This is a genomic window from Cellulomonas humilata (assembly GCF_030814415.1).
Lineage (GTDB): Bacteria > Actinomycetota > Actinomycetes > Actinomycetales > Cellulomonadaceae > Cellulomonas > Cellulomonas humilata_A.
In genome coordinates this window covers 327,145-339,206 of sequence record NZ_JAUSVB010000006.1, presented here as the reverse complement: position 1 = coordinate 339,206, position 12,062 = coordinate 327,145, and the positions used below count along the sequence as shown (strand labels likewise).

General features: G+C 73.1%; 6 protein-coding genes. 1 reads left to right on the top strand and 5 read right to left on the bottom strand.

Annotated elements, in window-relative coordinates; translation table 11 throughout:
• Positions 1 to 39: 39 nt before the first annotated feature.
• Positions 40 to 1,251 carry an alpha-hydroxy acid oxidase gene (locus tag J2X26_RS20210; RefSeq protein ID WP_307494499.1) on the top strand — a complete coding sequence of 404 codons (1,212 nt, stop codon included), beginning with the start codon at positions 40 to 42 and terminating at the stop codon, positions 1,249 to 1,251.
• 193 nt (positions 1,252 to 1,444) lie between these two features.
• Here the strand turns inward: J2X26_RS20210 and J2X26_RS20205 are convergent, their stop codons facing one another.
• The 5 genes from J2X26_RS20205 to J2X26_RS20185 form a co-directional block, all read right to left on the bottom strand.
• A complete protein-coding gene (locus tag J2X26_RS20205; protein WP_307494498.1) occupies positions 1,445 to 7,186 on the bottom strand; it encodes a GDSL-type esterase/lipase family protein in 5,742 nt (1,913 codons plus the stop codon).
• Between the two features lie 191 nt (positions 7,187 to 7,377).
• The gene (locus J2X26_RS20200) at positions 7,378 to 8,253 is read right to left on the bottom strand and encodes a hypothetical protein (RefSeq protein WP_307494497.1); all 876 of its coding nucleotides are present in this window, start codon (positions 8,251 to 8,253) and stop codon (positions 7,378 to 7,380) included.
• A gap of 108 nt (positions 8,254 to 8,361) precedes the next feature.
• Positions 8,362 to 8,838, bottom strand: a complete 477-nt coding sequence (locus tag J2X26_RS20195) for a GNAT family N-acetyltransferase (RefSeq protein ID WP_307494496.1) — start codon at positions 8,836 to 8,838, stop codon at positions 8,362 to 8,364.
• 22 nt (positions 8,839 to 8,860) lie between these two features.
• Positions 8,861 to 10,003, bottom strand: a complete 1,143-nt coding sequence (locus J2X26_RS20190; RefSeq protein ID WP_307494495.1) for a Gfo/Idh/MocA family protein — start codon at positions 10,001 to 10,003, stop codon at positions 8,861 to 8,863.
• Between the two features lie 11 nt (positions 10,004 to 10,014).
• Positions 10,015 to 11,967, bottom strand: coding sequence for a DUF6807 family protein (locus tag J2X26_RS20185; protein ID WP_307494494.1), 1,953 nt, complete (start codon positions 11,965 to 11,967; stop codon positions 10,015 to 10,017).
• Positions 11,968 to 12,062: the final 95 nt, after the last annotated feature.

Below are 12,062 nucleotides of genomic sequence, written 5' to 3'. Positions count from 1 at the left end.
GTGCTGCCCGACGACGCGCCACACACTCTGGAGTCCCCGGTGACCGACCGTCAGATCCCCTCGTGGTCCGAGCTCAAGCCGCTCATGCGACCCAAGCCGCTGGTCTGGAACGGCACCGAGCGGCGCCTGGCGGACGCGCTGACCATCGCCGACCTGCGCACGGTCGCCCGCAAGCGCACCCCCCGCTCGGTGTTCGACTACACCGACGGTGCCGCCGAGGCCGAGATCAGCCTGCGCCGAGCCCGCCACCTGTTCCGGGAGCTGGAGTTCCAGCCGTCGATCCTGCACGACGTGTCCCACGTGGACCCGACCACGGACATGATCGGCACGCCCTCGGCCCTCCCGTTCGCGTTCGCCCCGACCGGGTTCACGCGGATGATGAACCACGAGGGCGAGCGGGCCGTGGTCCGGGTGGCCCAGCGCCGCGGCATCCCGTACGCGCTGTCCACCATGGGCACCACGTCCATCGAGGACGTCGCGGCAGCGGGGCCCGAGGCGCGCAAGTGGTTCCAGCTGTACGTGTGGAAGGACCGCTCCGCAGGTGAGGACCTCATGGCCCGCGCGAAGGCCGCCGGGTACGAGGCGCTCATGCTCACCGTCGACGTCCCCGTGGCCGGCGCCCGGCTGCGCGACGCCCGCAACGGCTTCTCGATCCCGCCGGCGCTGACCGTCAAGACCGTCGTCGACGCCGCGACCCACCCGGCGTGGTGGATGAACCTGCTGACCACCGAGCCGCTGACGTTCGCGTCGCTGTCCTCCTGGTCGGGCACCGTCGCGGACCTGCTGGACAAGCTGTTCGACCCGACCATGACGATCGCGGACCTGGAGTGGATCCGCGCCTCGTGGGACGGGCCGCTGATCATCAAGGGCATCCAGACCGTCGCCGACGCCCGCCGGGTCACGGATGCCGGCGCCGACGCGGTGGTGCTGTCCAACCACGGCGGCCGCCAGCTCGACCGCGCCCCCGTGCCGCTGCGCCTGCTGCCCGACGTCGCCGCGGCCGTCGGGGACCGCACCCAGGTCTGGGTCGACACCGGCATCATGTCCGGCGCCGACGTCGTCGCCGCCCTCGCCCTGGGTGCCGACGCGACCCTGGTCGGCCGCGCCTACCTGTACGGCCTGATGGCCGGCGGCGAACGCGGCGTGGACCGCGCCGTGCAGATCCTCGAGCGCGAGATCCGCCGCACCATGGCGCTGCTCGGAGTCTCGACGGTCAAGGAGCTCGGCCCCCAGCACGTCCGCCTCCCCTGACCCACACCCCCCGCAACGTCCGCACTCCATCGGCCTCGACCCCGCAGGAGCGCGGACGTTGCTGTGCGTGCACGCGGGACGTCCGCGCAGAGGCGGGCTGGAACCCGACGGAGTGCGGACGCTGCGGTCGGAGCAGAACGACGGCCGCCCCGGGTGAGAGGAGTCACCCGGGGCGGCCGTCGTGTCGCTCAGGTCAGCGCGTGACCTTGACCTTGAGCTCCGGGCTGCTGGTGGAGCCCAGCGGGTTGGACAGCTCGGCGCGGTAGACGTGGGTGCCCACCGCCCGGCCGCTGACCGGGGTGACCGCCTTCTGGGCGTTGAACCCGTTTGCGGTCAGCGACTGCGTGTCGATGAGCACGCCGTCCTCGTACAGCCGGTACTCGGTGGCGTTGGTGCCCCACCAGAGGTTCGTGGTGACGGTGTAGGACCCGTCGCCGTCCCAGTTGTCGTGGCTGAGGACCGGGGTGCCCGGGTTGGCCGTGGTGACCTTGACGGTCAGTGCCGCGGTCGTCGTCGACCCGTGCTGGTTGGTCAGCACCGCCGTGTACACGTAGGTGCCGTTGCGCTTGCCGGCGATCTGGAACGCCGCCGACTGAGCGCTCGGGGTGGCGTCGACCAGGTCACGCGACGCGATCGCGACCCCGTTCTCCAGCAGCGTCACGGTCTGGGTGTTCTGGCCCCACCACAGGTTCACGGCGACCGTGTAGCTGCTGTCGTTGTCCCAGTTGTCGCTGGACAGCACGCCCTTGGCAGGCGCCCCCGTGGCCGGACCAGGCACGCGCTCGTCCGGGCCGGTGGCGGCACCCGTGTAGACGATGCGCGGCGCGGCCGGCGTGGTCATGCCGTCCCCCAGGAAGTAGCTGGTGTGCGGCGGCTGGTTGTAGCCCGTGTTCTGCCACGCGACGCCCAGGCGGTACACCGGGTCGGACTGCAGGGTGCGCAGCCGGTGGTCGGTGAGGTCCACCGTGGTGGCGATCCGCAGCGCCGACGAGTCGGCGAGGCGGGTCACGATCTCCTCGCGCCAGTCGCCGAACAGGTCGGCCTGCAGGGCGGGCGTGCCCTTGGTGCCGTTGTCGGAGAGGGTGCCGGTCGCCCGGTAGATCTCGGTCGAGGACTGGTCCTCTGAGGACCACTTCGAGATCGTCGGGACGCCCGTGAGGGCCGTCGTGTCCCAGTCGTGGTCGGTGATCTCCCGCAGGAGGTCGCCGTCCCACCAGGTGAGGAAGTTCGCCGCGGGGATGGTGGTCCCGAGCAGCTCCCCGTCGGCGGCCCGCAGCTGACCGGCCCGCGAGTTCGACGTGCCGTCCGCGACCACGGCCCAGGACTCCGAGCCGGGGTGTGCGGCGTCGATGTCGCCCGAGGCCCCGCGCCCGGTGTCGGCGGTGGCCGGCATCGACCAGATCACCTCGCCGGTCGCGGCGTCGCGGAACGTCGCCCCGATGCCCTTGCTGTGCGGCGCCTCCTCGTGCACCGCGAACACCTCGAGCCCGGGACGGTCGGGGTCGAGGTCGCTGACGTGCAGCGCGTCACCGTGCCCGAGCCCGGTGCTGTAGAGCACGGTCCCGTCGTCGTCGATCGTCATGGAGCCGAAGACGATCTCGTCCTTCTGGTCGCCGTCGACGTCGGCCACGGACAGGTTGTGGTTGCCCTGCCCGCGGTACTGCTCGCCGGCCACGTCGGAGTCGAACGTCCACCGCTTCACCAGCTGCGAGCCGTCGAAGTCGTACGCCGCCAGGACGGTCCGCGTGTAGTAGCCGCGGCTCATGACGAGGCTCGGGTGCTCGCCGTCGAGGTAGGCCACCCCGGCGAGGAACCGGTCGACCCGGTTGCCGTACGCGTCGCCCCACGCCCCCACGTCACCGCGCGGCGGCGTGTAGTCGATCGTGTCGATCGCCGCCCCCGTCGCACCGGAGAACACCGTGAGGAACTCCGGCCCGGTGAGCACGTAGCCCGACGAGTTGCGGTAGTCCGCCCGCGCGTCGCCGATCACCGTGCCGACGCCGTCGACGGTCCCGTCCGCGGTCTTCATGCTGACCTCGGCCTTGCCGTCGCCGTCCAGGTCGAACACCTGGAACTGCGTGTAGTGCGCGCCGGCCCGGATGTTCTGGCCCAGGTCGATGCGCCACAGGCGCGTGCCGTCCAGCTCGTAGGCGTCGACGTAGACGTTGCCCGTGTACCCGGCCTGCGAGTTGTCCTTCGAGTTGGACGGGTCCCACTTCACGACGACCTCGTACTGCCCGTCACCGTCCACGTCTCCGACGGACGCGTCGTTGGCGTTGTACGTGTACGGCTGGCCGTCCTTGGTGTACGCGTCGGCGGGCTCGTCCAGCGGCACGTCGAGGTGCTGGCTGTCCCACACGCGGAACTCGCCGGTGACCCAGCGCTCGATGCCGTCGACGACCGAGCTGACCCGGTACACGTCGTCGGCACCGCCGTCGGGATCGAGCAGGTTGGTGCTCGCCTTGACGGGCGCCGTCGTGATCCGCGCACCGTCCCGGTACACGTGGAACGCGATCGAGTCGGGGTCCAGGCCCAGCTGACGCCAGCCGACGTAGACGCCGTCGTCAACCGCGACCGCGACCGGGGAGCGGTCCAGCCGCTCGGCCTGCCGGGACAGGGTGGTGACGGCGGGTGTCGTCAGCGAGTCCGACTGTGCGGACACGCCGCCCGCGTTCACCGAGGCCACGCGGTACGTGTACTCGATGGTGGTGAGCACCGTGGTGTCCGTGTAGGCGGGGCCGTCCGCGCGGCCGACGACGACGAACGAGCCGTCCCTGGCCTGCCGGAGCACCTGGTAGAACAGCGCACCGTCGACGGCGTCCCACCGGAGGGTGACGTCGTTCTTGTTCACGTCGCCCAGGCGCAGGCCCGTCGGCACGGCGGCCGTCGGGACGTCGGGGTCGACCGTCGTCACGTCGAGCGTGTCCGTCGGCACCGACTCGAGCCCGCTCGGGTCGAGCGCCACCACGTAGTACTCGTACGCCAGGCCGACGTCGGGGGTGGTGTCGACGAACGTCGTCGTCGTGACGTCACCGAGCGCCACGGGAGCAGCCGCCCCGGCGGCCTTCCGGTACACGCGGTACCCGGCCGAGTCGGCGGTCCCGGTCCAGCTCAGCGCGACGCTGACGGACGAGCCCGTGATGCTGACGTCGTCCAGCGTGAGGGCGCTCGGCGCCAGCAGCAGCGGCGTGATCTCGATGCCGTTCAGCCGGCTCGACGTCCCCGTCATCACCAGGCTCAGCTGCCCGTCGGTGACGAGCACCGGCTGGCTGACCTTCTCCGACACCGACCCCGCGCCCGCGTTCGAGGCACCGAAGTCCTTGCCCTCGATCTGCACGTTGGAGCGGCTGGTGCCGATCCAGTCGCCGTTGTAGGTCTTGACGGCGTAGGTGCCGTCCGGCACGTCGACGGCGAACACGTGCTGGGTGCCCGGCAGCAGGAAGTCGCGCTGCAGGGCGTTCGGCGGCGTCGGGAAGTTCACGCCACGGTCGCGGCCGCCCAGACCCGTCGGGTCCAGCCAGCCCCAGCCGATCTCCGGGGCGTAGCGCGAGAGCTGGCTCGCCTCGGTGTATCCGGGCATGAGCGGGTTACCGGCCAGCTGCACGTCGAACTTGTACAGCGCGGCCTTCGTCGTGACGCGCACGGCCGCCGACGGTGCCGACGGTCCGCGACCGTTCACCGCGACCACCCGCAGGTCGTACGACGCGCCCTCGACCAGCCCGCCGATCGCCGCCTGCGGCAGCGTCGAGGTGGCGACGAGCGCGTACGCGCCGTCCCCGTCCGCGGCGGCCTTGCGGAACACCTGGTAGATGTCCGCGCCCTCGCTCGCCGTCCAGGTGAGCTGGACGCCGGCGTTGGAGACGCTGCCCGCGACGACCCCGGCCGGTGCGGCGGGGACCTCCGCGGGCGGCGCGACGTCGACCACCTCGCCGGCCAGCGGGAGGTCGAGCTCGGCGACGTCACCGGCGACCAGGCGAGCCAGCTGGATCGCGCCGTACTCCTGGAAGTGGGTGTCGTCGATCGTGCCCGTCGGCCGGCCCGGGTAGACCCCGGCCGGGACGTGCAGGAACACGCTCGTCGACGCCTCGGGCCCGATCTCGTCGAGGTACGCGCGGCTGGATGCCGACAGGTCGACGAGCGGTGTGCCGGTCTCGGTCGCCAGCGCGGTGGCTGCGGCGACGTACTCCGGGAACGAGACGTTGAACTTCCCGGTGGTCGCGTCGAAGCTGCGACGGGACACGGGCGTGACGATGACGGGCTGCGCACCGCGCTGGGTGGCGCCGTCGACGAACGTCCGCAGGTACTCCGCGTAGTCAGCGGGGGCGGCGAACCGGTCGTCGACCCCGTAGGTGGCGTCGTTGTGGCCGAACTGCACGAACAGGTAGTCGCCGGGCTTGACCAGGCGCAGCACCTCGTCCAGGCGGCCCTGGCTGATGAAGTTCTTCGACGAGCGCCCGCCGATGGCCCGGTTGTCCACCGTGACGTCGTCGGACAGGAACCGGCCGAGCATCTGCCCCCAGCCGGCCTGCGGCGCGTAGTCCGCGGTGTACGACTGCACGGTCGAGTCGCCGGTGACCCAGACGGTCGGCTCGCTGCCGGGTGCCCGCGGGCTCTGCGCGGCGATCCGGAGCTGGTTGAGCTTCGGCGCCGAGCCGGAGAAGTCGAGGTTGAGCTGGCCGTCGACGATCGCGATGTCGAACGACATCTCGAGGAACTGGCCGGCGGGCTTCGAGGTCGCGGCGACCTTCGCCATCTGCTCGGCGGTGATCGCGACGTCGGTGGCCTCGGTGGCGTCGCCCGCGACCAGGCTGACCGTGTAGTCGCCGTTCGGCAGGTCGACGACGAGCTCGGTGTCGCCCACGCTCACGAAGTCGGAGCGCAGCGCGTCGGCCGTGCCACGGTCCGTCGCCGTGACGGCACGGGTGTCGACGAAGCCGTACCGCGTGGTCGCGCTGTAGGCGCTGGTGGCGTCCAGCCTCGTCGCACCGGGCGAGAGCGCCCCGCTGCCCAGGTCGAAGTCGAGGACGGCCGGGACGGTCGGCGCCGTCGGCAGGCTGCTCACCGCGGCCGCCGACGGGACGGACAGCCCGGCCGCGTCGATCGCCTGCACCCGGTAGTAGCGCAGGGTCGAGGTGTCGACGGGGTCGGTGGTGACCACGTCGCGCGCGTCGGTCCGCGCGACCTCGGTGTAGGTGCCATCGACCGCGTCGGACCGCGAGACCGCGTACCCGGTCGCGCCCGCCACCTCGTTCCAGCGGAGCGTGACCGCGTCGGGGGTCACGTGGGCCATGCGGGCCGAGGTCGGCGCGGCGATGGTCGAGGTGCCCGGCTCGGGCTCCTCCGGGGCGGTCCCCGTCTGGCTCACGACGATCGAGCTCACGTAGCCGCCCGCACCGCTGCCGGTGATCCCCACGGTGAGCTGACCGTCGGCGACCGCCGCGGGCCAGGTGCCGGAGACGGTGGCCACCTTGGTGCTCAGCGAGCCGCCGCCCGCACCCTCGAGGGTCACCGTGGTCTTGGTGGTGCTGCTCCCCGCGAGCAGGTCGCCCGAGCGGACGGTCACGTCGTAGGTGCCGTTGGGCACGTCGAGCACGAACGTCCACGCGGTCGCGAGCACGAAGTCGCGGTCCGCCGGGTCCTCGGCACCTCGGTCGCGCGAGATCGGCGTGACCCCGTCGGCCGGCACGATGCCGAACCCGGTCGCCGCGCTGTAGCGGGTCGCGTCCGTCACCTGCTGGTAGCCGTCGGCCACCGGGCTCGTCGCGGTACCCAGGTCGAACTTCCACGTGGTGGGCGCGTCCGCCGCCACGGCGGGCAGCCCGCCGGTGGCGACCATCGCGGCCGCGGTGGCCGTGGCCACGCCGACCAGCAGCGCGCGGGCCCGGCTCGTCCGTGCCGCCGGTCGTCCCTCGTCGTGCACGCGCGTCGAGCGCATGGCATCACCCTTTGTCTCGTCGTTGAGAACGCTCTGGTTCCGGGGTCTTGGAACGATTCACCGGAGCAAGCAGGATCATTCGTACAGGCGCGTTCCCGGGTCGCGCAAGAGTTTCGGGCAAACTGGGGAAAGCGCTCGCCGTAGAACGTTTTCCACGAGCCGCCCGTGACGACGCCGTCAGCGAGCAGGCCTCACCCGTCCGCCGGCGCCCCGCACGCCGTCCGGATGAACGTGAAGAGCGCCGACCGCAACGCCTTGCTGGACGGCACGTAGAACACCGGCTGCTCGACCCCGTCCACCCGCGTGTGCAGACCGAAGAACGTCCCGCGCTTGTCGTCCGCGACGGCATGCAGGTCGCACCGACCGGCGATGGCAGGAAGCGTCACCGCGCCGGCGCCGTCGGCGGTGTCGAGCGCGACGGGCCAGCTCACGGCTCCCCCGGGCGGCGCGAACAGGATCGTCCGGTCCACCTGCGTGACCTCGACCCGAGGACCACCGGCCACCGGCTCGAGCTCGAGCTCGACGTTCGCGACGAGGGTGCCGTCGACGTCGGACGTGGTGATCGTGTCCGCCAGCGTGAGCGTCGCTCCCTGCGCGACCGCGACCCCCGCGCAGTCCTCGCCGTGGATCCTCGCCAGGTGCTCCTGGGGATCCGTCGGCTCGGCCACGATCGTCGACCGCCTCCCCGCGTCATCCGTCAGGTCGACCTCCGCGTGCGCCGGCCCGGAGGTCTCGTCGTCGCACACCGGGTCACCCAGCGCCACCGAGAAGTCGCGGTCCACGCCGGCCCGCAGGATCCTCCCCTTGTCCGTCGACGCGACCCCCTCGACATCCGGCGTGGTCAGCCGCACCCCCGTCACCGACACGTCGCCCGGTCCGGCGTTGGTCACGCGCACCTGCACCACGCGCTGCGCCCACGTGCTGCGGCCCTGCCGGACCTCGACGCTGATCCCCGCCAGCACGTCCGTGGGGATCGGCGACGCCGTGACCGCGGGCTCACCGGACGAGCACCCCGCCACGACGAGCGCAGCGACAACCACCGCTGCCACCCGCCACCGTCCGGCCATCCTCCGATGGTGCCGCAGGCGCGGCCTCCGACGAAGGCATTCCGGCCGCAACGTCCGCACTTCTGCGGGTCCCGACCCGATTCTGCGCGGACGTCCCGGTGGAGACAGTCAGCCGCCCGCGGGGCCCAGGTCGCGGCGCATCACGAAGTTCGTGAGCGCGACCCCGCGCAGCACGGGGTGCTGCTCGACCACGACCGCGAACCCGTGCGCCTCGAAGAACGGCCGCGCGGTCAGGCTCGCGTGGGTGCTCAGCTCGACGGCCCCGAGCTCCTGCGCGGTGGTCACCGCCCATCCCAGCAGCGCCGTCGCCACCCCGCGCCGGCCGAACGCGGGATCGACGAAGAGCATGTCGACGTAGCCCCGCTCGTCGACGTCCGTGAACCCGACCACGCGGCCGTCGACCTCCGCGACCCGGGTGCGTGACGCCCGGCGCCGGGCATCCCACCCGGCGGGATCGATCTCGTCGCTGGCCCAGGCGGCGACCTGCTCCGGCGAGTAGTCGCGGGCGGCGGTCACCCGGACCGCACGCCGGAAGACGTCGAGCGTCGCGGGGCCGTCGGCCTCGCCGTAGTCACGCAGGATCACGACGGACGAGCCTAGACCGCCGTCACCGGGCGACCGCGAACGGGGCACCGAGCTCGGTGAACGTCGCACCCTCGTCGGCGACGCGCGCGCACCACGCCTCGACGTCGGCGATCACGGGGTGCCGGGCGCCGCCCTCGTCGACCCACTCCACGAGCGCGTCCGGCACGGGCGTCGGGTCCGGCCCGGTGCGCACGGCCTCGAGCACGCGCAGGAACGCCCCGGTGTCCGCGACCGAGCACCGCAGGGTCACGGGCGGGTGGGCGCGTGCGGTGAGCAGCTGGGTCAGCAGGTCCACGCGGCCGCACCGGATCCGGCGCGTGCCGCGCGGCGACGACACCTCGAGATCGTCGGTCTCGTAGAGCAGCGTCGCGGTGCCCAGGGTCCCGCGGACGGTCACGCGCGCCGGCGACCGGTCCGGCGCACAGAGGGTCAGGCCCGCGGCGACGCGGATCCCCGCCCGGGTCTCGACGACCACGGCCGACGTGTCGTCCGCCTCGATCGGGTGCGCCCGGTGCAGGTCGAGCCGCACGTCGGTGACGTCCTCCGCGGTGCGAGCACCCGCCAGCAGCAGCGCCGTGGCGATCGCGTGCGCGAGCGGGTTGGTGACGACCCCGTCGACCACCTCGACCCCGTCGAGGGTGCGCCGGCCGGCCCACCGCGCGCGCTCGTAGTAGGCCGCGGTCCGCACCCAGGTGCCGACGGCGCCGACCCCGGTGATCTCCCCCAGCTCACCGGTGGCGACGATCCGCGCGACCTCGTCGACCGCACCGGAGCCGAACGTCTGGAACCCGACCTGGCACAGCCGCCCGGTCTGCTCGACCACGGCCAGCAGCTCGGCGTGCTCGGCCAGCGACGCGGTGGTCGGCTTCTCCAGCAGCACGTCGCAGCCGGCCCGGAGCGCAGCGGAGGCGAGCGCGAGGTGCGTGTGGATCGGGGTCGCGATGACGACGACGTCCGGCCGGGCCTCCGCGAGGAGGGTGTCGAGGTCCGGGAACCACGGGACGTCGCCGTCCAGCGGACGCGGGTCCACCAGAGCCGTGAGCGTCGCGAGGCCGCGTTCCTGCAGGTCCTCGACCTTGCGGACGTGCGAGGCGCCGTGACCGTGGATGCCTACGACGGCGACGGTCGGCAGCGCGATCGCCGTGGGCTGCCGCGCGTCGCTCACCGTGCGCACGGTCATCCCCAGGCCTGCGCGGCGAGCCGTCCCGCCTCGTCCGCGCCGAGTGCCCGGTCCACCACGACCGCGGCCAGCCCGACGTCGAGGTGGTCGCCCTCGGCCACGTCGACCACCTGGTCCCACGCGAGCGCGGGACCGGCACCGACGTACTCGGCCACGCGGGCGAACCACGGGCGCAGGTGCGCGGGGTGCTGGACGAGCAGGACCGTCGTCGTCGCCCCCTCGCGGCGCTGCACGAAGGCGAGCCATGGCGAGAGGCTGCCGTGCACGGCCTCCTCGCCGACGAGCCCGTCCCCGAGCACGGTGGTGACGTCCGCCGACGGGAGCCGCCAGAAGATGCCGCCGTAGCCGGCGCTCGGCCGGCCGTTGGTGCCGGGGCTCTCGATGCGCAGCGGACCGTGCGCGGCAAGCAGCACGCTGGACCAGCGCAGCACGTACCCGCGACCGTCCGCCAGCGGCTCCGCAGACAGGCGGCGGTCCTCGGCGAGCAGGGGCCGGTCGCGCTCGTCGCGCCACTCGATCTCGTCGACGAGCGTCGCGCCGTCGTCGTCCACACGCGTGCCGGCACTGACCTGGCGACCGTGGTTGGGCAGCAGGGTGGGGCCCTCGTCGCGCAGGAAGGTGCGACCGCCCCAGTAGTTGGTGCCGTTGACCACGGGCACCGCCATGGAGACGCCGTAGTGGTGGCGGTGGTCGACCGGGCTGGTCTCGGTCAATGCCGTGCCGGCCGCGGAGTGCACCGGGTGCAGGTAGGGGCGCGGTGCGTGGACGCTGGGCACGCGCTCGCCGGAGACGTAGCGGGCGAGCGGCACGGTCGACGAGTTCCGGGCGGTGCCGCGCAGCAGGAAGGAGCCCAGGTCGGCGGCCCAGCCGGCCGCGGTGAGCTCGGGCACGTGCGGTCCCACCGGGTCCGTCGCGGTCCGGCGGCCCAGCCGCGCGGCCGGGGGCACCGGTCCGGTGCTCGCCCGCACGGCGAGGACGGGCTCGATCAGCGGCGGTGTCGGGTCGAGCGTCTCGCCGCCGACGAGCGAGCGCAGGTGCGCCCAGGCCTGCCGGCCGAGCTCGGCCTGCGGGACCGTCGCGGTGGTCAGCGAGGGCGTCGCGAACCGGGCCAGCTCGATGTCGTCGAAACCCGTGATGGACACGTCCCCGGGCACGGCCACGCCGAGCTCGTTGAGGCGCGCGAGCAGCCCGAAGGCGACGAGGTCGTTGTAGGCGACGACGGCGGTGGCGCGCGACGCCAGCACGTCCTGCGCGGCGGCGTACCCGGACTCGACGGACGACCCCGCGGGCCGCTCACTCAGCCGCACGTCCTCGCGCCTGGCCGCCGCGACCCGCAGGGCGTCCAGCCGTGCACCGTGCGACGCGCTGTCCGTGGGACCGGCCAGGTACAGCAGGTGCCGGTGGCCCAGGCCGGTGAGGTGCTCGACGATCTGGTCGATGCCGGCGGCATAGTCGATGGCCAGCGTGGGCGTGGACCCGTCGGCGGCGCGGTTGACGACGACCACCGGACGGATCTCGGGGAGCAGCGCGCGCAGCGTCTGCTCGGGCATGCGCGGAGAGACCAGGACGAGCGCGTCGCAGCGCAGCCGGGCGTCGAGGGCGATGCGCTCCTCGTCGGCCGCGTGCTCGGCGGTGTCCGCGACGAGCACCCGGTAGCCCTCCTCGGCCGCAGCCGAGGCGACGCCGCGGAGCACCTGCTGGAACATCGGGTTGGCCAGGTCGGGGACCACCACGGCGACCGTGTTGGTCCGCCCGAGAGACAGGCTGCGCGCGGTGTTGCTCGGCCGGTAGTGGAGCTGCTCGGCCACCTCCCGGACCCGCGCGGCCAGCTCGGGGTCGACCGTGGACCGGCCGTTCATGACCCGTGACACGGTCGCCCGGGACACGCCCGCGGCGTGCGCGACCTCGGCGATGGTCGACGCGCTGCGCGTCCACCCGTTCTGCGTCACTGCAGCCTCCCGCGGTCACCTGTGAGCCACCAATGTGAGGGCGGCTCCGCGCCGAACATACACCACGGGAAACCGGTTCCCAACCCGTTCCACGG

Excerpts from the sequence above, each read along its gene's own strand:
- J2X26_RS20205 (WP_307494498.1), bottom strand. The coding sequence starts at position 7,186 with ATGCGCTCGACGCGCGTGCACGACGAGGGACGACCGGCGGCACGGACG.
- J2X26_RS20200 (WP_307494497.1), bottom strand. The coding sequence starts at position 8,253 with ATGGCCGGACGGTGGCGGGTGGCAGCGGTGGTTGTCGCTGCGCTCGTC.